Annotated in this window: 20 protein-coding genes and 1 tRNA gene; 10 read left to right on the top strand and 11 right to left on the bottom strand. The window is 43.7% G+C overall.

What is annotated here, in order from left to right:
- Window positions 1-99 precede the first annotated feature (99 nt).
- The 6 genes from FTV29_RS05785 (at window position 100) to FTV29_RS05760 (ending at window position 4,854) form a co-directional block, all read left to right on the top strand.
- Window positions 100-1,146, top strand: coding sequence for a rod shape-determining protein (locus FTV29_RS05785; protein ID WP_004279360.1), 1,047 nt, complete (start codon window positions 100-102; stop codon window positions 1,144-1,146).
- A 16-nt stretch (window positions 1,147-1,162) separates the two neighbouring features.
- Window positions 1,163-2,020 (top strand): rod shape-determining protein MreC, encoded by an 858-nt coding sequence (gene mreC / locus FTV29_RS05780; protein ID WP_005096172.1) that lies wholly within the window; start codon window positions 1,163-1,165, stop codon window positions 2,018-2,020.
- Window positions 2,007-2,498 carry a rod shape-determining protein MreD gene (mreD, locus tag FTV29_RS05775; protein WP_005096176.1) on the top strand — a complete coding sequence of 164 codons (492 nt, stop codon included), beginning with the start codon at window positions 2,007-2,009 and terminating at the stop codon, window positions 2,496-2,498. Before mreC ends, mreD begins: the two co-directional genes overlap by 14 nt.
- Window positions 2,486-3,052, top strand: coding sequence for a Maf-like protein (locus tag FTV29_RS05770; RefSeq protein WP_005096178.1), 567 nt, complete (start codon window positions 2,486-2,488; stop codon window positions 3,050-3,052). The genes mreD and FTV29_RS05770 overlap by 13 nt, the downstream gene beginning before the upstream one ends.
- Window positions 3,053-3,093: 41 nt before the next feature.
- Complete coding sequence (rng, locus tag FTV29_RS05765; protein WP_005096179.1) at window positions 3,094-4,548, top strand: ribonuclease G; 1,455 nt, start codon at window positions 3,094-3,096, stop codon at window positions 4,546-4,548.
- Window positions 4,549-4,680: 132 nt separating this feature from the next.
- A complete protein-coding gene (locus FTV29_RS05760) occupies window positions 4,681-4,854 on the top strand; it encodes a PA1571 family protein (RefSeq protein ID WP_005096185.1) in 174 nt (57 codons plus the stop codon).
- Window positions 4,855-5,061: 207 nt separating this feature from the next.
- Here FTV29_RS05760 and FTV29_RS05755 read toward each other — a convergent pair whose 3' ends face one another.
- A complete protein-coding gene (locus FTV29_RS05755; protein WP_005096186.1) occupies window positions 5,062-6,444 on the bottom strand; it encodes a wax ester/triacylglycerol synthase family O-acyltransferase in 1,383 nt (460 codons plus the stop codon).
- A gap of 172 nt (window positions 6,445-6,616) precedes the next feature.
- The gene (locus FTV29_RS05750; protein WP_159138440.1) at window positions 6,617-7,351 is read right to left on the bottom strand and encodes a phosphoadenylyl-sulfate reductase; all 735 of its coding nucleotides are present in this window, start codon (window positions 7,349-7,351) and stop codon (window positions 6,617-6,619) included.
- A 204-nt stretch (window positions 7,352-7,555) separates the two neighbouring features.
- Here FTV29_RS05750 and thrH point away from each other — a divergent pair, with 204 nt between their 5' ends.
- Window positions 7,556-8,173 carry a bifunctional phosphoserine phosphatase/homoserine phosphotransferase ThrH gene (gene thrH / locus FTV29_RS05745; RefSeq protein ID WP_159138439.1) on the top strand — a complete coding sequence of 206 codons (618 nt, stop codon included), beginning with the start codon at window positions 7,556-7,558 and terminating at the stop codon, window positions 8,171-8,173.
- A gap of 66 nt (window positions 8,174-8,239) precedes the next feature.
- Here thrH and FTV29_RS05740 read toward each other — a convergent pair whose 3' ends face one another.
- The 4 genes from FTV29_RS05740 to FTV29_RS05725 all read right to left on the bottom strand — a co-directional run bounded on the left by FTV29_RS05740 (window position 8,240) and on the right by FTV29_RS05725 (window position 12,914).
- Complete coding sequence (locus FTV29_RS05740) at window positions 8,240-9,412, bottom strand: outer membrane protein transport protein (protein WP_159138438.1); 1,173 nt, start codon at window positions 9,410-9,412, stop codon at window positions 8,240-8,242.
- A gap of 315 nt (window positions 9,413-9,727) precedes the next feature.
- The gene (locus FTV29_RS05735) at window positions 9,728-11,056 is read right to left on the bottom strand and encodes an OmpP1/FadL family transporter (RefSeq protein WP_159138437.1); all 1,329 of its coding nucleotides are present in this window, start codon (window positions 11,054-11,056) and stop codon (window positions 9,728-9,730) included.
- Window positions 11,057-11,394: 338 nt separating this feature from the next.
- Window positions 11,395-11,470, bottom strand: a tRNA-Arg gene (locus tag FTV29_RS05730).
- Window positions 11,471-11,558: 88 nt separating this feature from the next.
- The gene (locus FTV29_RS05725) at window positions 11,559-12,914 is read right to left on the bottom strand and encodes an amino acid permease (protein ID WP_159138436.1); all 1,356 of its coding nucleotides are present in this window, start codon (window positions 12,912-12,914) and stop codon (window positions 11,559-11,561) included.
- 333 nt (window positions 12,915-13,247) lie between these two features.
- On the opposite strand from FTV29_RS05725, the gene prpF reads away from it, so the two are divergent.
- On the top strand, window positions 13,248-14,438 hold the full coding sequence (gene prpF / locus FTV29_RS05720; protein WP_180075233.1) for a 2-methylaconitate cis-trans isomerase PrpF: 1,191 nt from the start codon (window positions 13,248-13,250) through the stop codon (window positions 14,436-14,438).
- A gap of 524 nt (window positions 14,439-14,962) precedes the next feature.
- A complete protein-coding gene (locus tag FTV29_RS05715) occupies window positions 14,963-15,871 on the top strand; it encodes a polyprenyl synthetase family protein (RefSeq protein WP_005096193.1) in 909 nt (302 codons plus the stop codon).
- Between the two features lie 92 nt (window positions 15,872-15,963).
- Here the strand turns inward: FTV29_RS05715 and putP are convergent, their stop codons facing one another.
- The 5 genes from putP to FTV29_RS05690 form a co-directional block, all read right to left on the bottom strand.
- Window positions 15,964-17,454 (bottom strand): sodium/proline symporter PutP, encoded by a 1,491-nt coding sequence (putP, locus tag FTV29_RS05710; RefSeq protein ID WP_159138434.1) that lies wholly within the window; start codon window positions 17,452-17,454, stop codon window positions 15,964-15,966.
- Between the two features lie 213 nt (window positions 17,455-17,667).
- The gene (locus tag FTV29_RS05705) at window positions 17,668-18,525 is read right to left on the bottom strand and encodes an SPFH domain-containing protein (protein ID WP_005096199.1); all 858 of its coding nucleotides are present in this window, start codon (window positions 18,523-18,525) and stop codon (window positions 17,668-17,670) included.
- 3 nt (window positions 18,526-18,528) lie between these two features.
- Complete coding sequence (locus FTV29_RS05700) at window positions 18,529-19,011, bottom strand: NfeD family protein (RefSeq protein WP_005096200.1); 483 nt, start codon at window positions 19,009-19,011, stop codon at window positions 18,529-18,531.
- Window positions 19,012-19,109: 98 nt separating this feature from the next.
- Window positions 19,110-20,027, bottom strand: a complete 918-nt coding sequence (locus tag FTV29_RS05695; RefSeq protein ID WP_005096202.1) for a patatin-like phospholipase family protein — start codon at window positions 20,025-20,027, stop codon at window positions 19,110-19,112.
- Window positions 20,028-20,090: 63 nt separating this feature from the next.
- Entirely contained in the window at window positions 20,091-20,720 is a 630-nt protein-coding gene (locus FTV29_RS05690) for a 1-acyl-sn-glycerol-3-phosphate acyltransferase (protein ID WP_180071928.1), read from the bottom strand.
- Between the two features lie 132 nt (window positions 20,721-20,852).
- On the opposite strand from FTV29_RS05690, the gene FTV29_RS05685 reads away from it, so the two are divergent.
- Window positions 20,853-22,100, top strand: a complete 1,248-nt coding sequence (locus FTV29_RS05685; RefSeq protein ID WP_171509120.1) for an MFS transporter — start codon at window positions 20,853-20,855, stop codon at window positions 22,098-22,100.
- Window positions 22,101-22,220: the final 120 nt, after the last annotated feature.

Genomic DNA, 22,220 nt, shown 5'->3' with positions numbered 1-22,220 from the left:
TTATCATGCGTTATGATAAGCGATTGACTTGTCCAAATCATCACATTTAGTTAAAGTTGCCACCTTGCGTCCATATAAAGTTTAATTGAGAACGTCCCCGTGATTCTAAAACGACTAATAGGCTTGTTTTCGCCAGATCTTGCCATTGATTTAGGTACTGCAAATACACTTATTTATGCGCCAGGACGAGGCATTATATTAAATGAACCCACGGTTGTAGCTATCCGTCATAGTGGTTCACATAAAATTGTTGCCGCTGTAGGTCTTGAAGCGAAACAAATGCTAGGTCGTACCCCAGCCAATATCTCAGCAATCCGCCCCATGAAAGATGGGGTGATTGCGGATTTTGAAGTCACTGAAACCATGCTGAATCAGTTCATTCGCAAAGTACATGAAAACCGTCTGTTTACTCCGGCACCGCGTGTGGTGGTGTGTGTACCATGTAAATCGACGCTGGTTGAACGTCGTGCTATTCGTGAAGCGGTATTTAATGCTGGTGCACGTGATGTCCGTTTAATCGAAGAACCGATGGCAGCGGCCATTGGTGCAGGTATGCCAGTTGAGCAGGCCTGTGGTTCAATGGTGGTCGATGTCGGTGGTGGTACCACTGAAATTGCGATCATTTCCCTGCAGGGTTGTGTCTATGCAGATTCTTTACGGATTGGCGGTGATGTCTTTGATGAGCAGATCATTAACTATGTGCGTAAGGCGCATGGCTGTGTGATTGGTGAAACCACGGCAGAAGTGATCAAAAAAGAAGTGGGCATGGCCTTGCCAGATGAAGGTGCTAAACCGCTTGAAATTGAAGTTCGTGGCCGTAATCTTGCAGAAGGTGTACCACGTGCGATTGTGGTTAACTCAGACGAAGTGACTCAAGCCATTTCAGATCCTTTGCAAAACATTGTGTCTGCGGTGAAATCAGCACTAGAACACACACCTCCTGAGCTTTCTTCGGATATTGCTGAACGCGGTATCGTGTTAACCGGTGGTGGTGCATTGCTGCGTAATCTAGACAAGCTGCTGGCCAAAGAAACCGGCCTGCCGGTTGTGGTGGCAGAAGATCCACTCTCATGTGTAACCCGTGGTGGTGGCAAGGTACTCGAATTTTTCGACAATCCAAATCATGACATGTTATTCGTAGGCTAAGAAAAGGATTCGGCGGGTGCAAGCACATCTGTTTTCTCGACAACCGCCATCTTTTCGCTCTTTTATCATTGCATTGGTAACATGCTTGGTGGTGCTTTTCTTTGATTGGCGCATGCCACATGTTGTACAACCTGCAAGGGATGTCCTGTACGCGGCCTATAATCCTATTTATGCTGTGGCCAGTTATCCGGTATTGTCGCGAGAGTGGTTGAATCAACAAACCAAGTCTGAAGTTCAGTTGCGTCGGGAAAATACCGCGATGCAGGCTGAGTTGTTGCAGGCGCAAGTTCGCTTACAAAAAATCTCTGAACTTTCTGCTGAAAATACCCGTTTGCGCGGTCTGCTCGATACACCACTGATCATTGACGGGCGTATTGAAATTGCGGAAGTGATTGGCACCGATGCCGATCCTTTAAGACATATCATTGTGATCAACCGGGGTTCAAATAACGAGCTGAAAGTCGGGCAAACGGTACTGGATGACAAGGGGATTATGGGACAGATTATTAATGTCTATCCGCATAGTAGCCGGGTCATGCTGTTGTCTGATAAAGAACATTCATTGTCAGTGCGTCTGGAACATACCGGAATGCGTGCCATTGTCTCGGGGACGGGTGATCTGGGACGTTTGAAAATGGAATATGTACCGACCAGTGCCAATATCAAGGTCGGGGAAAAAGTCTATAGTTCCGGCTTGGGCCAACATTTTCCGGCAGGTTATCTGGTGGGGCAGGTGTCCAAAGTACAACGACATAATTCAGGTGAATTTGCCCAGATTGATGTAACGCCAGCCGCGCAGCTGGCCGGTGGTCATCATGTGGTGGTGTTATTTTCCGATTCATTGGCGATGGAGCAACCGCATGTCAATCGCTAAGATGAAATCCAGAAAGCATCGTGATCCCTTATTTGCCATCGTCATTTCGGTGATCGTGGCTTCGATTTTGATGGTCTATCCACTTTCTTATACCCTCTCGGGCTGGCGTCCGCTGTTCATGCTGATGGTGATGCTATTCTGGGTGTTGTGTCAGCCGACCTGGTGTGGGATCTGGTTTGCCTTTGGTACCGGTATTTTTATTGATTTGCTGCTGGACGCACCTTTAGGTCTGAATGCCCTCAGCTTTATTATTATTGCCTTTTTAGCCCGATTCCTGACTCGTGAACGCCGTATCCTGACCTTTAATAATCTCTGGGTGATTACGGGGCTGGCAATTGTTGCGCATTTGCTGATGATCTTTTTTGCCCAGATTGTGGCAGGCGTGCAATTTTCTTTTGCCCGGCACTGGATTCCAATGCTGACCAGTATTCTGGTTTGGCCTGTCCTCTATTATATGTTGAAAAAATGGCGCATATAATTCTCGCTTCCAGCTCACCTCGGCGTTGTGAGTTATTACAGCAGCTCGGACTGAGCTTTGATATCTACAGTCCGGATATCGATGAATCTGTGCGTGAAGGTGAATCCGTCGCGGCTTATGTTGAACGTCTGGCACGAGCCAAGGCTGATGCAGTGGCCGAGCGTTATCCAGATGCAATCATCATTGCTGCGGATACCAGTCTGGGGGTCGATAGTGAGATTTTGGGTAAACCAGAATCCAAGCAACATGCCATTGAAATGTGGACAAAAATCTCCGGTCGGTGGCATGATGTCTATAGCGGTGTCTGTGTTCGTACAAAAGATGAAAAATACAGTATAGTGGTACGTACGCAGGTCGAATTTCAAATCCTGAGTGCCGCAGACATGGAAAGTTACTGGGCCACAGGTGAGCCGCTGGGGAAAGCCGGGGCTTATGCGATTCAAGGAATTGCAGCACGTTATATTCCAAAAATACAAGGCAGCTATTCCAATGTGGTCGGCTTGCCGCTCTATGAAACCGTACAGTTATTACAGACAGTTAAGGCACTAAATTAACTGCTGATAAAAAGAATTTTTATAATGTTTTGAGTGTAATTATGTCTGACGAGTTATTGATTAACGTCACGCCGATGGAATGTCGGGTCGCGTTGATTGAAAACGGCACGGTCAATGAACTGTTTGTCGAGCGTACAGCCAAGCGTGGCTTGGTCGGTAATGTCTATAAAGGCAAAGTGGTACGGGTCTTGCCGGGTATGCAGGCTGCGTTTGTGGATATTGGTCTGTCCAGAACGGCATTTTTGCATATCAATGATATGGTCTGGCCGCGCCAGCAGCCCACCCCAAATGTCTTTGAACTGCTTCAGCCCGGTCAAATCCTCACGGTTCAGGTGATGAAAGATATGCTGGGCACCAAAGGTGCTCGTCTTTCCACGGATCTGTCTATTCCTTCGCGTTATCTGGTGCTGATGCCTTATGGCAATCATATTGGGGTGTCGCAGCGAATTGAATCTGAGGAAGAGCGCAATCGTTTACGTTCGATTATTGAGCGGATTCAGGCCGAGCATAAGCTGCCAGGCTCAGTGATTGTACGTACCGCTGCTGAAGGTATTGAAGAAGCAGCCATTGCCCAAGATATGGCTTATCTGGCCAAGCTTTGGGAATATATCCAGCGTAAGCAGAAGATTATTGCAGTTCCCTCCCTGATTTTTGAAGAATTGCCTTTACCACAACGGATCATTCGTGATCTGGCCAATGAAGAAACTGCAAAAATCTACGTCGATTCACGTGAAATTCACGCCAAGCTGCAAGAGTTTGTCGAAGAATTTGTGCCGAATATGCGAGACCGCTTACTGCACTACCCGGGCGAGCGTCCAATTTTTGACTTATATAATGTTGAAGAAGATCTGCAAAAGGCGTTGCAAACTCGTGTCGCATTGAAATCGGGCGGTTATCTGATGATTGATCAGACCGAAGCCATGGCCACCATTGACGTCAATACCGGTTCTTATGTTGGTGGTCGCTCACTGGAAGACACTGTTTTTAAAACCAATATGGAAGCGACTCAGGTCATTGCACGTCAGTTGCGTCTGCGTAATCTGGGTGGAATTATCATCATTGATTTCATTGATATGCAGGAAGCGCAGCATCGTGAAGAAGTGATGAAACAGTTTGAGCGCATGTTGGAACGTGACCATGCTAAAACCAAGATTACTCAGGTATCTGAACTGGGTCTGGTGGAAATGACCCGGAAACGCACCCGTGAGTCACTGGAACATTTACTCTGTGAATCCTGTCCGACTTGTCAGGGACGTGGTTATGTCAAAACAGCCGAGTCAGTATGTTACGAAATATTCAGAGAAATTCTGCGTTATGCACGTGCTTATGAGTCGCAGAGTGGCTTTACTGTTGTCGCGCATCCCGCTGTAATTGATCGTTTACTAACAGTAGAGGCCCCAGCAGTCGCTGATCTAGAGCATTTCATTAATCGCGTGATTAAGTTCCAAGTAGAAAATCTGTATACGCAAGAGCAATACGATATCATTCTCAGCTGAAATTGTAACAGAATATCGTTAAACACTTGTTACATCTGAAATTTTACATTGGTGCTGTTATTTACAATACTAGATGCATGAATTAGCCAAAGCCGTTTCTCCCAGTTTCAGGCTTAGCAAAAGGAGTGTGTTATGAATATGAGTAAAGCAGTAATTAATAAAGGCCTAAAACACGTATTAGAACCAAAGACTGTACATGCAGGATATATTGTTGATGAGCGCGGTAATGAAGTCCAGATTACCGCCAGCATGATTCGCAATGCCTGCCATCAATTATTACAACAGTGTCGTACGATCAAAAGCTGATGCTACCGATACAGAATCTTGTGCAGATTGAAATAAATTCTAGGCAATCAAAAATGGATGCATCATCCCAAAAATATAAAATAAATTTAAAACGATGTTAAAAAATAAAACCAAGGGGCTCTATGAGCCCCTTAATTATGTGCGCTAGGACTGGCAAAAATGATCAACACTTTTTTCAGTTTATATATTCTATTTATTGATCTGCGGCTAGCTCACCGCCTGTAACTTTGGGACAGGTTCACCATCTACAATTCGTTCAAAACGCTGGATTTCTTCTTCAAGATGCGTCAGCAGATTCTGCATTTTCGGCAGGGCATTACGGCATGCGGTTAAGCCGACTTCCAGTTTGTCCAGATAGCTGGTCATGGTAATGTTTAAAGCCTGCCCATCTAGTACAATTGAGGCTGGATAAAGCGCTTCGAGACGTGCACCATTCCAATATAGCGGTTCCTGAGGGCCGGGTACATTGGAAATAATCACATTAAATGCCTGGCGCGTCGGCATTAAACCCGATGCAATGTTCAGACCGGCTGCACCATAGACAAAGGCACTATAATTTAAAATCTGATTGGCATTCATGCGTTTAAAACGTTCCTTGGCACTCAGTACACTGCCACGTACAATTTTGAGACGTTCCAGAGGATCTTCTTTATGGGTGCCCAGATTGGCCAGAATCATGGTAATGCGATTGGAAACATCCGAATCATCACTTCGAACCGAGGCCGGAACCATAGCAATTAATGGTTTTTTCGGTAAAGCGTTTTGTGATAGTAAATATTCACGTAGTGCACCTGAACAGATGGCCAGTACCATGTCATTAATCGTGACGCCCAATGCTTTAGAAATATGCCGTAAACGTGAAAATTCAAAGGATTGTGCCGCAAAACGACGCGAAGCACTGACACGTTGGTTCAGAATACAACTTGGTGCCTGAAAACTGGACACATAATCCGGATTGCGCCCCATATCCTTCATGACGGTCTGAGACAGCTCATAAGCGACGCGTGGTGCGCATTCTAGTTGGCCTTTAATGGTTTGCAGGACATTTTTAAAAGCATTGACTTTAGGTGCTTTAAGGCGTTTGGCGCGTGGCCCTTCCACACACCAAGGCGGTACAATACTCTTGGCATTCGGATCATGCGACAGCGATTTTTCGACCAGACGCATGCCGGCGATTCCGTCCACCATCGCATGATGGATCTTGAAATACATGGCAAAACGATTACCTTCAATCCCTTCAATAATATGACAGGTCCATAAAGGCTTGGCACGATCAATCAGCGCACTATGTTCTTGTGAAATATAAGTGAGCAATTCACGGATACGACCCGGTTTCGGCAGGGCAATATGACGAAAATGGTGATCTAAATCAAATTCTTGGTCTTCATCCCAAAACAGGCCGTTTAAATAATTATTAAAAGGTGGAATCGGCGATGATTTGGAGTTTTGAATATCAGTGACGAGATCCTGAATAAAGGAAGCTGGTGCATTTTCGGGAATTTGGAATAAAAATAGCCCACCTACATGCATAGGCTGCTGCCGTTTCTCTAAAGTTAAGAAAATAAAATCAATTGGATGTAATGGACGCATAGCGTAGATTGCCTCACTGCACTTTCTTCAGCTGCTCTGATCCGAACAACCTTGTTAGAATTATTAATATTGACATTACAAAGTATAGCGATTTTGCCACGGAAAGGTACTGATTTTTCTGTAGATGATTGGTTTATGAAAAAACCACCGACGAGTCGATGGTTATGCTAGATCATTTTTGCAAGTTGCCGGCATGCAGACCACATTCTTTATGCGTGGCTTCTTCCCACCACCAGCGGCCTTCACGTTCATGCTGATTCGGCAGGACAGGGCGGGTACAGGGTTCACAGCCGATTGAAACAAAACCTTTTTCATGCAGCGCATTATAAGGCACTTCCATCATGCGGATATAACTCCAGACATCTGCACTGGACCAGTTGGCCAGAGGATTGTATTTGATCAGCTGCTTACCCGGACCGGAAAAACCTGGATCTGCCTGAACCACAGGAATTTCATTGCGTGTACCCGGACTTTGGTCTTTGCGCTGACCAGTAATCCAGCCATCCAGCGTCGCCAGTTTTTTACGTAGCGGTTGAACCTTGCGTATACCGCAACATTCCTGATGGCCATCTTCAAAGAAACTGAATAAACCTTTGGTGGTCACTAAATTTTGTACTGCATCCGTTTCAGGGAAGCAGATTTCAATCTCGATGTTGTAATGCTTACGTACCCGTTCAATAAACTGATACGTCTCTGCATGTAGACGGCCAGTATCCAGACTGAATACCCGGAACGGTTTACCGAGATGCGATGCCATATCAATCAATACAATATCTTCAGCACCAGAAAATGAAATCGCAATTTCACCTTGCTGGCTCAGTGCAAGTGCCAAAATTTCATTGGGCGATTTATCTGCATATTCAGATGCAAGTGCATCAATACGATCAATAGTAGGAATGATGGTCATGAGAATCCTGGCGATATAGGCTTGGAAAGGACATGGCCTATATTAATTAATTTCACCTCTATTTTAATAGAATTGATTTAATTGACTTATCACTAAAAAATAAATACTTATGAAAAAAATAGATTTAAAAAAGTACAGTACAAAATCTGTTGCTTCAGCTATGATAGTGCAAAATTTTTTCAATACAACTTAGAGGGAATGTTCATGGAAGTCGTATGTCTAGATTTAGAAGGCGTGTTGGTTCCAGAAATCTGGATTAACTTTGCCAAAAAAACCGGTATTAAAGAGCTTGAAGCGACGACTCGTGACATTCCTGACTATGATGTACTGATGACCCAACGTCTGAATATTTTAAAACAGCACGGTTTGGGCTTGAACGATATTCAGGAAGTGATTGCAGAAATGGGGCCTTTCCCAGGAGCAAAAGAATTTGTAAAATGGGTCAGTACGCATTTTCAATTGATTATTCTTTCAGATACTTTCTATGAATTTGCACATCCACTCATGAAGCAACTGGATTGGCCGACTATTTTTTGCCATAAATTAGAAACGGATGAAGCAGGCATGATCTCTGCTTATAAATTGCGTCAGCCAGATCAAAAACGTCAAGCAGTGAAAGCGTTACATGGTTTGAACTTCCGTGTCATTGCAGCAGGGGATTCTTATAACGATACAACCATGCTGGGCGAAGCAGATGCTGGTTTCCTGTTTGATGCACCTGAAAATGTCATTGCGGAATTTCCGCAATTCCCGCCAATTCGTGGCTATGAAGCATTAAAAGAAGCGATTCGTAATGCTTCAGTGCGTGACATTCCGGCTTAATCTTTTAAGTACATTGGAATAAAAGAAAGGGCGCTTATAGCGCCCTTTCTTTATGAGATCGATTTATTAGAAGCGATAACCGATTTTCATGCCATAACCGAGTGCATAATTATCTTCAAAATCACCCACGATATCTGTACCACGTTTTGCTTTAGCATCACCTAGCCAGAAGTATTTAACACCGGCTTGAATAAAATAGTTTTCAGCAGGGCTGTATTGACCACCTAAGCCCACGCTCCAGTAACCTTCAGTTGGACCAAGAGTCGTGACAGGATTACCTGCACCAGAATCGTATCCGACAGCTGCTGTACCTGACCATTTATTATTAAATTTATGACCTAGACCCACAGTTGCTGAATATTGATCATCAGAATAGTCAATTAAGTTTTGATTAATTATAGGATGCGACAGTAATTGTGGGCTAACTGCGAAATTATCCCAATGCACCCAACGTAAGTTGGCGAATGCTAAAGTATTTTGTGCAATACCTGTTTGAAGATCAATATTTACTGATTGTGGAGTTATTGCTTCAACATCACTATTGATATTTCTGAGATCAACAGTTACCGGGAGTAAGGTACCTGCTGGAGCATATAATGTTGAAGTTTCTTTACTTTTAGCATCATGTTTAATTTCGGAGCGATATGTAACAGAAGCTTTTAAAGCAATTTCAGGAATTTGATAAGCAAAACCTGCCAGCCAACCCCAAGCTTCTTCCTGTTCAATTTTAATGTTATACCCACTTAATGCTTTATAAGCTGCACCACGTAATGAAATATCGGCTTCAACAGTTTGCCATACTGGACCTGCATAAAAATTCCAGTTTTCTGTAGGTTGATAGCCAATTAATGCAGTTAAATTATGAGTATCTACTTCAACTGAAGTACCTTCTACTCCATCACCAAATGAACCTGCAATTGAAGAATACTTTGCATCTGCGCCAAAAGGTTGATCATAAATTAAACCAAGTGAAATTTTATCAGTCGCTTGTACTTTAATTGCTGCAGAAGGGAAATAATAGTCTTCACCCATATCACTGATTTTCTCGCCCTCTAAACTAGTGACTGTAGAAGAACCTTTTACCGTTGGATCTAAGACAGAAATACCTGCTTCTGCATAATTCCCCGGTTGTAAAAAGGCAGAAATAGACTGACCAGAACGATCTAGGCCTGCTGCCTGAACAGCAGAAAGAGGTAAAGTGCTAAGTAAAATAGCTAAATAAACTTTATTAAGCTTCATGGTACGTTCCCTGATGCCATCTGTAACAAAAATGTGCTGGAAAAGTAACATAAATTTAAAAAGAGTAAATGCTCAGCTTTGCCGAAGAAATGAACTAAAGCGGTTAAGGAAAGGGGTTGCTTAGAGTATTTATACTATATTTTTTAATTTAAGTTTATGAAAAATATGAAATTTAAATTGTTTAAAATAGTGCAAAAGAACTAAAAAATTATTAATTTTAATTGATGGTAAAATAATCGAATAATATGCAAGTGTATAAAAATAGAATGAGACAATAAAAAACCACCCGAAGGTGGTTTTTTATTTTAGGAGAACTTAGAAGCGGTAACCCATTTTTAAGCCATAACCTAAAGCGTGGTTATCTTCAAAGTTACCTACATTTGGATTAGCAACTGTTAAAGCTTGAGCATCACCTAGCCAGAAGTACTTCACACCGCCAGCAATAAAGTAGTTAGGCGCTGGGCTAAATTGTAAACCAAGGCCTACATTCCAGTAACCTTCTGTTGGGCCAAGTGTAGTTACAGGATTACCAGCACCTGAGTCCCAACCTACAGAAACATTACCTGCCCATTTATCGTTAAATTTACGACCTACGCCTACAGTAGCTGACCATTGCTCTTCATTATATTCAACAAGATTTCCACCTTCCAAGGCAGATTGACCCGGTAAGGTAGATAATGCATCTAACACTTGACCAAATTCATTTGGTCTAATAGCAAAACCTTTCCAATCTACCCAACGAACATTCGCAAATGCCACAGTGTCTGCCATGATGCCAGTTTGGAAATCAAGATTTACAGATTGAGGCGTGGTTACAGATGTTTTGCCTGGTGTAAATTCACTGATAGCATCACGAGCTTGTCCTGCTATACCCGCTGCCATTTGCTCTCTAGTTGGTGATGGAACTGTCGCTGGAATTTGAGCCAATGCGCCTTGATAAGTTAAGCCGAAAACTGCATTTCTAGTTGCATTAAAAGGATCAGCACCAGCTAGTGTTTCTCTAGTTGCCAATTCATGCTCAATATCTGAACGATAAGTTAAAGATGCTTTTAAGGCAATTTCAGGGATTTGAAAAGCGAGGCCTGCTAACCAACCTGTAGCACCATCTTTTTTCATATCTGCGTCATACGCAAGTGTTGTACCTAAAGCATTATAGGCTGTACCACGTAGTGTTACTTTTCCTTTCGCTGTTTGATAAACAGGGCCAGCATAGATGTTCCAGTTTTCCGTTGGTTGAAAACCAAAAATGGCAGTTAAGTTTTCAGTTGTTACTTCTGCTGCTGTACCTTCTCCGCCAAATGAAAATGCGCTACCAACAGAATTTGGTGCTGAATATTCTGCTTCAGCCCCAAATGGTTGGTCATAAAGAAGACCAAAAGAAAAATTATCAGTAACTTGGAACTTTAAAGCTGCTGATGGGAAGTAGTAGTCGCTTGCCATATCACCGGTTGGTTGGCCCCCTAAAGCAGTTGAACTAGTACCAGATACCGAAGGGTCTAATACAGAAATGCCTGCCTCAAAGTAATTACCTGGTTGTAAAAACGCTGCGATAGATTGTCCCGAACGATCCATAGCTGCAGCAAATGCGCCTGTCATTGGTAACGTTGCTAAAATCATTGCAGTAGTTAATGTTTTTAATTTCATTTACGTCTTTCCTTGAGGTACAAATTTATATCTAGCGTTGTTGTTTGCACTTATTTGATTTTTTGGAGATAACGGTTAATAAACCGTAATCATTTGTTACTCCATGTGCCAAAAATACCACAATTAAAATAAGAGTAAATGCTCTAGAAAAAACTAATTAGTCTAAAAAAGCACCAAAATAGAGTTTTTACACCAAAAAATAGCCTCATTTTGAAATAAGTATTTGAAAGTAAAAGAAATAAAATAATGAAGAAAAAATGACTTTTTGTATAAAAAATATTCTAAAAATATGAAGATTAACGCTAATTTTTTGAAGTATAGATCACATTTTGAAAGGATGGTGCGCCCTGCGGGACTCGAACCCACGCCGGTCACTTAGGAGGCAACTGCTCTATCCAGTTAAGCTAAGGGCGCAAAGAACGGTTAATGTACTGCAAAATAAAGCAAAAAAAAAGTTATTGCTGGAGCAATAACTTTTTCAAATCTCATTTAAATAACGTGATTAGCTATTTTTCGGTTTAAGCAACTTAAACAGGCCTAACATGATCACAATCCAGACAGGAATCATATAGACCGATTCCTGGAATCCTTGTGTCCACATAATGTAAAGAATAGTTGCAATAAAGCCCAGTACCAAGATGTTGCTTGCAGGTGACCACAGCGCAGGGAACGATGTTTTCTGTCCGAGCTTTTTCATACTCTGAATAAATTTCAGATGGGTCAGCGTAATCATGGCCCAGTTCAATACCAATGCACCGACTACGATGTAAATCAGATGACTTAAGGCATCTTCAGGCACGAAGTAGTTGAGTAGTACACAACCGAAAATCAGCGCGGCAGAGAACAATACAGCAGGAATTGGCGTACCTTGCTTATTCACTTTCATGAAGACTTTCGGGGCATTTCCTTGCTGTGCTAAACCATACAGCATCCGGCTATTGGCATACATACCGCTGTTATAAACTGACAGTGCTGCTGTCAGAATAATAAAGTTCAGTAAGTGTGCAGCCCAGCCAATACCCAATTGACTGAAAATCATCACAAACGGACTTTTATCCAGGCCACCCAGTTCCAGCTGATTCCAAGGCACCAGCGACAACAGAATCGTTAATGCACCGACATAGAAAATCAGAATACGGAAAACCACCTGATTAATCGCTTTCGGAATGGTTTTCTCTGGATTTTCAGCTTCTGCTGCTGCCATACCAATCAGTTCGATACCACCAAAGGCAAACATCAGGAAGGCCAGCATGAAGAATAAACCTTCAAAGCCATTCGGGAAGAAGCCACCTGCAGTCCATAAGTTGCTAAACGATGCAGCTGATGATGCATCTGCAGTCAGGATCAGGTACAAGCCAAAGACAATCATGGAAACGACCGCAGTCACTTTAATGATTGAAAGCCAAAATTCTGATTCACCGTAGAATTTCACATTGCCGAGGTTGACCAGGGTAATCACGATAAAGAAAAACAGTACCGATGCCCAAGCTGGAATAAAAGGCCACCAATAGTTAATATATTTCGCAACGGCAGTAAGTTCGGTCATGGCCACCAGGATATATAAAATCCAGTAGTTCCAGCCCGCAAGGAAACCGGGGAACTTGCCCCAGTATTTATAAGCAAAATGGCTGAATGAACCTGCGACAGGTTCATGAACAATCATCTCACCCAATTGACGCATGATTAAAAATGCAATCAAGCCACCAATGGCATAGCCCAAAATAATAGAAGGACCCGCAGATTGGATCACCTGTGCGGAACCTAAGAATAAGCCTGTGCCAATTGCACCGCCCATGGCGATCAACTGAATATGACGGTTCTTTAAGCCACGCTGAAGTTGTGAAGACTCGTTATTCAAAGTGTTCAGCCCGACAATGGAAAAAATAAGTATAAAGATTGTAATGGAACAAAGTTCAGAAACCTAGTGCAAGACTTTGAATGAAATATTATTATCAGATTTATAATAAAAAATTATAAAAATAAATTAAATAAAAGATAACTGAATCAATATATTAATTTTATTGACATTGTAACTGATGAGTTTCCTGTTTTTTTGCTCTGATACGAATGCTGATTTTTTATACTTAGGTCGGAGCACTGAACTTCCTTGGCTTTAAAGCGATTATACTCTTCTCATAAGTATTCCATAACTTTTACCAAAACAAAGACAAGCCAAAGGATGAAACAATTCATGAGTTTTGCAGCCCAAATCAAGATTCCTGCAACCTATATGCGTGGAGGCACCAGTAAAGGCGTTTTTTTTAAGCTGGATGATTTGCCCGCAGAAGCACAACAGGCCGGCCGGATTCGTGATCAGCTTCTGCTGCGCGTGATTGGTAGCCCAGATCCTTATGCTAAACAGATCGATGGTATGGGCGGCGCCAGTTCCAGTACCAGCAAGACCGTGATTCTGTCAAAAAGCCAGCAGGCCGATCATGATGTAGATTATTTATTTGGTCAGGTGTCAATTGACCGTCCTTTTGTGGACTGGAGTGGTAATTGCGGTAATCTCACCGCAGCAGTGGGAGCTTTTGCCATTTCTAATGCTCTGATTGATAGATCACGTATTCCGGAAAATGGGCTGTGTACAGTCCGCATCTGGCAGGCCAATATTCAAAAAACCATTATTGCGCATGTACCAATGCGAAATGGTCAAGTTCAGGAGTTGGGCGATTTTGAACTGGATGGCGTGACTTTTCCGGCAGCCGAAGTACAGATCGAGTTTTTAGATCCTGCCGATGATGATGGCGAAGGCGGTTCGATGTTTCCGACAGGCAATCTGGTCGATACGCTGGAAGTTCCCAATATTGGCAGTTTTGAAGTCACCATGATTAATGCCGGCATTCCCACCGTGTTCTTGAATGCGGGAGATTTGGGGTATAACGGCACCGAGCTTCAGGATCATATGAATAATGATGCGGCAGCGCTGGCAAAGTTTGAAACCATTCGTGCTTATGCTGCGAAGCAGATGGGATTGATTCAGGATATTAGCGAAGCAGCTAACCGTCAGCACACCCCAAAAATCGCTTTTGTAGCGCCATCCAAAACTTATACCTCATCAAGTGGCAAGGTTATTGCCGAAGCAGATGCCGATATTCTGGTTCGCGCCTTGTCTATGGGGAAACTGCATCATGCCATGATGGGCACAGCTGCGGTGGCCATTGGTACGGCGGCAGCCATTCCGGGGACTCTGGTGAATCGGGTGGCAGGCGGTGTAGAGCGTGAAGCCGTGCGTTTTGGCCATCCTTCGGGGACTTTAAGAGTCGGTGCACAAGCAAGCCAGGAAAATGGAGAGTGGAAAGTGAAGAAAGCCATCATGAGTCGCAGTGCACGTGTGTTGATGGAAGGTTGGGTACGCGTTCCTGAAGATGTTTTGCTCTAGTTTGATTTGCCGACCCATTATTTAGCCTGAGAAAATTACTGTTGTGACCATTACTGGCCAAAATTTTGACTCAGCTATCGTTGGCATGGTAGGAAGTAATAAAAGCTATCAGAGAATACGTTTAAATATCTAAACTTGTTTATATTTAGAGGTAGATATTGTCCAGCCTCATCTTTCCTTTAAAAGTTTAAATGGATTTGTGCAGGTGAAATCCTACTTTGGAAAGACCCAAGGTAGGCAAAGGTCTCTTATTGCCCATACACAACGTCCTGTGGTGATGGGCAATGTGTGGCATCTCTGCCACAGGCACTTGATAAATCCAAGCACTTCAACTCTGGGACAGTAGCGCTGTCGCGGCAGTGGTTTTTTAGTGGAGGAACATATTTTGATATCTATTGCTGCTTTAAATCAATCCACAGATAAAGCTGAAAATTCAAGGCGATTGTAGGTACAATAGTGCTTATCAGGACAAGTGGCTCAAACTTGTTATTTTCATCCTTCCGGACTATGTATTCGAGGCAAATGTGTCATCTATTACTGACGTATCAATCCATGCATTGACTCAAGCACAACATCGTATTCAACAAGATTTACTGACAGCCCTAGATGCCTTTGCCATTCCTGAACCTTTAAAGTCGGCGGTGCATCATGCCGTGATGCTGGGAGGGAAGCGTGTTCGTCCAGCATTATGCTATGCCACAGCAGCACTAAAACCGAATCAGAATACCGCGGCGGTACGCCGTGCGGCGGTTGCGATTGAATTTATCCATTGTTATTCACTGGCACATGATGATCTGCCGTGTATGGACAATGATTTGCTGCGCCGTGGTCAGCCGACCTGTCATGTGGCTTATGGTGAAGATACCGCGCTTTTGGCAGGTGATATTCTACAGTCGATGGCCTTTGAAATTTTAGGCAGTCGTCTGTTTGATCAAGGTCCTGCGGTAGATGCTTCGATTGTGCTAAAACAAATGCAGATTCTGGCCACAGCCTCTTCGAAAATGGTCAATGGTCAGGTGTTGGATTTGCAGTCCGAAGGCAAAAAAATTGATCAGGACGTATTAGAAACCATTCATCGTAATAAAACCGGTGCCTTGATGAGTGCTGCGATCATGATGGCGGCGGTCACAATCTTTGAAGGTACAGATCTGGCGATTCCAAAGCTGCGTGAGTTTGGACAGGCGATTGGTCTGGCCTTCCAGGTGCAGGACGATATTCTGGATATTATTTCTGATACCGAAGTGTTGGGTAAAACAGCTGGCAAGGATGAGCAGGTAGAAAAATCGACATATCCTGCCTTGATGGGGCTGGAACAGGCCAAAGCCTATGCACAGCAATTGCATGATCAGGCCTTAGCCGCACTTGCTCATTTTGATGATCAGGCGGCAGAGCTGATCTCTATCACCCAGTTTTTACTTCAGCGTAAAAATTAAAATGCTTGAATCTGTTCATTGTTTTTATTTTGAGTGATTGTTCAGGTATTAAAAAAGCGGACTTTAAAGTCCGCTTTTTTTGATCGTTAATTTTATTTGGTTTCGTTATACAGACGTTCAGCCTGTTCAAAACGATCGGTAATTTCAGCCGTAGGTACTTTACCCATCAAGCTCACTACAATGATGGCAATGAATGAGCAGATAAAGCCCGGGATAATTTCATAGACACCTGTTGCTGCGAACAGGTTTTTCCATAAAATCACCATCACTGCACCCATAATCATACCTGCCAAGGCACCATTCAAAGTCATGCGTTTCCAGAACAGGGACAGAATGATCAGCGGGCCAAATGCAGCACCAAAACCGGCCCAGGCATAAGCGACCAGACCCAGCACTTTCGATTCAGGATTACCCGCCATCCAGATTGCCAGCAGGGCAATCAGCAGCACCATAAAACGGCCAACCCAAACCAGTTCTTTTTGAGATGCATTTTTGCGCAGGAAGGATTTATAAAAATCCTCTGTCAGCGTACTTGAGCAGACTAGAAGCTGACAGCTTAAAGTACTCATTACCGCAGCCAAAATCGCAGCCAGGACAATACCGGCAATCCATGGGTTGAACAGAATTTTGGTCAATTCCATAAATACAGTTTCAGGATTGGCATTCACCATACTGGCCAGTTCCGGATGTTGCTGGAAATAAGCAATACCAAAGAAACCGGCAGCCACGGCACCAGCTAAGCACAGGATCATCCAGGTCATACCAATACGGCGTGCATTTGGAATTGACTTGACTGAATCTGCCGCCATAAAGCGCACCAGAATATGTGGCTGACCAAAATAACCCAAGCCCCATGCCAGTAGCGACAGGATAGCCACCGTACTTAAGTCACCGACCAGATTCATGGCCTGTGGACGTGCCGTTTCAAGCGCCAGAGTGACCTGAGACATATCAGAGAAGGTCAATAGGGTCACAATTGGCGTGAGCAACAGCGCAAAGATCATCAGGCCGGCCTGAATGGTATCGGTCCAGCTAACTGCCAGAAAACCGCCAATAAATACATAACTGATGGTGGCAATGGCACTGATCCAGAGCGCCGTCGTGTAGGACATTTCAAACATGCTTTCGAACAGGCGCGCACCTGCTACCATGCCTGAGGCACAGTAAATCGCAAAGAAAATCAGAATCACAAAAGCCGATACAATACGTAAAATTTTCTTCTGGTCGTTAAAACGATTGGAAAAATAATCTGGAAGGGTCAGGGCATTGTGCTGAACTTCCGTATGTACCCGTAAACGGCCAGCCACCAGCAACCAGTTTAACCAGGCACCAATAATCAGGCCAATGGCAATCCACATTTCCGACAAACCAGAAAGATAAATTGCACCGGGCAGGCCCATCAGCAGCCAGCCACTCATATCGGAAGCTCCAGCGGAAAGTGCAGTAACAAAACTACCTAAACGACGGCCCCCTAAAATGTAATCGGAAAAGTTTGTGGTCGCACGATAAGCCATCAGGCCGATCACCACCATGGCGACAATATAAAAAAGAAAGGTAATTAACGTTGGATTTAGGGAGCTCATACGGTATCCATTTTCGAGTTGGACAGTAATCGAATAAGGACTTATGTTGATGATAAATGCTGTGGCGAAACACAGATCTGGCATCAAAGCCCAAAGGATTTCAAAAAATAACGCGAAATTTAAGCATAAATTCCAAATCTTTGCTGAGATTTTCGTGTTTAAACGAAAAATAGGCAGCGAATACGCTGCCTATGGATTTGAAAATGAAAATTTTTACTGAGGCGGACGACCCATCACGCCTCGAATCGTGTTCAGCACGTCTGCAGGCAAGACCACCGTTTTGGCATTCGGTGATTTGGCCATATCTTGCATGGCCTTGATATATTGCTCACCGAGTAAATAGGCAACCGGAATCTCATTACTACCAATTGCCGAAGTCACCATATCAATCGCACGTTGTGAAGATTCAGCCAGAACCACCTGTGCTTCTGCATCACGGCGCGATGCTTCCAGACGACCATCCGCTTCCAGAATGGCAGCCTGTTTTTCACCATCAGCTTTGGTCACGGTCGCACGACGTTGACGTTCAGCAGCGGCCTGTTCTTCCATCGCGGTTTGCATGGTGACTGACGGTTTAATGTCCTGAATTTCAACTGTTTTCAGGGTAATACCCCAGTCCGAGATATCATCGGAAATACTGGATTTTAAACGTGCTTTAATATGATCACGTGATGATAGTGCATCATCCAGATCCATTTCACCGACAATCGAACGTAATGAGGTTTGTACCAGGTTTTGAATTGCCCAAGAATAGTTTTCAATGCCGTAGACCGCTTTTTCAGGTGTGGTCAGGTTGATATAGGCCACCGCATTCATGAGTAACACGGCATTATCGCGGGTAATCACTTCCTGTGAAGGAATATCCAGCACAATATCTTTGGTGGTGACTTTATAAGCCACTTCATCAATATACGGAATGACAAAATTCAGACCCGGATTCAGCGTCGTATGGTATTTGCCCAAGCGTTGTGCGATCCATTTATAACCTTGCGGGACAATACGTACCCCTTTAAAAATCGTAATCGCCACAAAGGCCAAAAATGCGATAACAATTATAGTTCCACCAGACATATCTTATTCACCTTTTTCATTTTGATAATGTGTGCTGTGGGGTTGAACCACCAGATCATTCCCCAGAATATCCACGACGCGAACACGGTCACCGACCTGAACCTGATCCAGAGTACGACATTCCCATTCATCTGAGCCTAAAACCGGCATCGGGAAACGTACTCTGATTTGTTCATTTTCCAGATTGGTTTGAATGACCATACCAATCTGGCCAATCGTCGCTTCACGAGACAGACCAGCTTTGGTTTTATCAATCGAAAGTGGCTTGATAAATTTAAACCATGCCAGCGTACAGAGGATGGATAGAGCAATCCAGGTCAGGATCTGGGTGGTCAGTCCCATCATCGGGAACATCCAGTATAAAATGCCCACTAAAATGGCGCCGATACCAAACCACAGGGCAGCAAAAGCGGGTAGAAGCAATTCCGAAAGAATCAGCAAAACGCCTAATACAAACCAGTGCCAGGGTTCAATAACAAATTCCATATCGTGACCTATATCGCTAAGTGTTTAATTAATCATCATTATGTGATTAAGCCCAATGTAACAGATGCCGGTTCAGATGAATATAAAAAATTCGTACCTTAGAATTTCGCAGCACGTGGTGCTTTAAATGCAGCAGGGGACTGTTTGAAATCAGTAATCATTTTCTGGATGGCCCGGATTTTTAACTGTGCTGCTTTTTCACCCTCCAGAATGGTTTGATTGCTGGCCTTTAAATCCAGGGTGCCAATATGGCCAACTTTAGGCTGGATTACCACATTGGCCTGACTGAGTTCTTCATGAATACTTTGCTGTCCCATAATATTCAGGGTTTGATCCAGCACACCCCACATATTCAGGGCTTTACTAGCATCCGGACGAGCAGAAATATCGACAGCAATGACCAGATCGGCACCCATATCCTTGGCAGTTTTGACTGGAATCGGGCTGACCAGTCCACCATCGACATATTTCAGACCGCCAATGGTGGCCGGGACAAATACATTGGGAATACTGCAAGAGGCGCGCACCGCCTGTCCGGCATTGCCTTTAATAAAGTCTGCCTTGCGTCCCGTATCCAGGCGGGTCGCCACCGCAGCAAACCGTATCGGGAACTGCTCAATCGGTTTATTCGCCACATTTTTGTTGACGAAATCCTGTAACTTTTGTCCGGCAATAATCCCTTGCCGATTCAAGGTTAAATCACGGATGTCCGATTCCTTAAAATTCAAGGCAATTTGCTGCAACTGATACGGTGATTTGCCGCTGGCATATAGACTGCCGACAAAACTGCCGGCACTTGTGCCTGTGACAATTTTCGGTTTAATGCCGTGTGACTCCAGTACCTTAATCACGCCAATATGGGCGAAGCCTTTCGCACCGCCGCCGCCAAGTGCAATTGCAATCACGGGTTCGCGGGCCTGAAGTGGTGTAGGAGTCGGTGTGGTTTTACTGGCTTTATCACATGCAGCCAGACTGAGGCCAAGACAGCCAATCAGAGCATAAGACACTAATTTCATTGTAGGAAATGATCACTAAATCATCAAAATATAGGCTATCAGAGCAAAAAAACAGGATTTTGCCTAGTCTTTTTTCAACAGCTTTTGTAAAGGCCTGGCAATCCAGTCTGGATTTTTTGCCGAAATCTTGCCTTGATAATGTGCATAAATCTGCACCAGATCATGTTCATAATCGCCCGTCGGCTGATAGACACCCAGAATATGAATGGTTTTAATATCATAATCAAAAGCCAGCATGACAATAGGCAGGCCGGCTTGATCGGCAATATGATAAAAACCACTGCGGATTTTTTCTGGCGCTTTACGTGAACCTTCGGGTGCCATGCCGACCCAAATCTGGGGTTTTCGCTTGATGATTTCCACGATCTGCTGGGTATGACCTTGTGGACTATCCCGAACCACCGGAATCACCCCAATCCATTCAAGTAAGGGCTTTAATGGGGTATGGAACAGGCTGTTTTTACCAAAAATAGTGACCTTTAACCCGATAGCTAAGAGTGCAATAAAACCATACCAGGCATCAATATTGGACGTATGTGGAGAAATAATCGCAACGGCTTTTGGTAAATTGGGAAACTCACCTTCAAGCTGCCAGCCCTGCACTAAAAAGATCCGTTTAAAAAAATAACGGCTGAGTCGATTGCCTCGACTGGGCACCAAGGGAGGTAATTCTGGAAAGTGCTTTTTGGTCATGCTTAAATTCTCTTCCTGACACATATTTTTCTTTATTTTTAATGATATTAGGCTTTTACTTTGGTTTTTTCATTGGCAAAATGTCCAGCTTGTTGAATGATTTCTGCTTCTTTTGCCTATTAAGGACCCAGCATGCCGAATATGCGGAATACTTACATTGTGTTGTTTTCCCTGTATTGGGCGCAAGGATTGCCAGTCGGATTTATGACCCATGCTTTGCCGGTGATCTTACGGGCAGAAGGAGTGTCGCTGGCACAGATCGGTAGTTTTGGCCTGCTCATGCTGCCTTGGTCAATCAAGGTGTTTTGGGCGCCATTGGTCGATCGTTATGGCTCTAAAGCTACAGGGCATTATCGAAGCTGGATTATTCCGCTGCAATTGCTCTCGGTGGCAGTGCTGATCGCCTTGTCCTTTTTGCCCATTCAGGCTTTAGATCAGCCGGTTTATCTATTGGCCTTTTTTATTGCGTTATTATTTATGAATGGGGTGGGGGCGACACAGGATATTGCCACCGACGCACTGGCAGTCAATATTCTGAAAAATGAACAGCAGCACTGGGGCAATACTTTTCAGGTGATTGGATCACGTTTGGGTTTCATTGTCGGTGGTGGTGCGATTTTACTGTTTTTAGATCTGTTGCAGTGGCAAAGCACTTTTTTGCTTTTGGCTGCACTGGTTTTTATAAACACACTGCCTGTTTTAAAATTTAAAGAGCCACAGCATCGCTCGATCGCATCTGAGCAAATTACCGCTTCCAGTAAAATAAAAATCAAAGCCTATTTTCAGTATTTTTATACACATCCAGGCTTGCGTTGCTGGCTGCTGGTCTTGCTGACATTTAAAGTTGCAGATGGGCTGTCTGGCCCTTTGCTGAAGCCTTTAATGGTCGATCTCGGTCTGAGTTTCAGCCAGATCGGCGTATATGTGACCATGCTGGGTGCAGGTGCCGCCTTGATCGGGGCCGGTTTGGCAGGTTATTGCCTGAAGTTTTTTTCGCGTCGCTCTTGTTTGATGTCTTTTTCGATTCTCAAAATACTGAGCTTAATGGCCTATGCCTGGCTGGCAGCACAATATGAAGCCCAGCTTAAAGTCGAAAACTGGCTGATTTATACTATTAATGCAGCAGAAGATCTGGTTTCAGCCATGTTGTTGGTGGTGATGCTGACGCTCATTATGCAATACAGCCGTAAGCACCTGGCCGGGACTGATTTTACTTTTCAAGTCTCAATTATGGCGACGATCAGTGGTGGACTTTATAGCCTCAGTGGAATTTTAGGAGATAGATTGGGCTATCAAACCTATTTAAATTGTATCCTAATCATTGCCTTTTTCTGCCTGATGCCAATATTCCGATGGATGAAAGCTGAGGAAAAAGTGTAAAATTTCTAAATAATCAATCGTTTGGTTAAATATTAGCCTAAAGTACTAAAAGGAATATATAAATATAATTTTAATAATTTTGTAATATAAGCACCGTGTGTATGATTTGTTACAAAATAA

Source organism: Acinetobacter sp. YH12254 (assembly GCF_013417415.1).
GTDB lineage: Bacteria > Pseudomonadota > Gammaproteobacteria > Pseudomonadales > Moraxellaceae > Acinetobacter > Acinetobacter pseudolwoffii.
The sequence above is the reverse complement of the archived record's forward strand: the minus strand, read 5'-3'. Positions and strand labels throughout refer to the sequence as shown.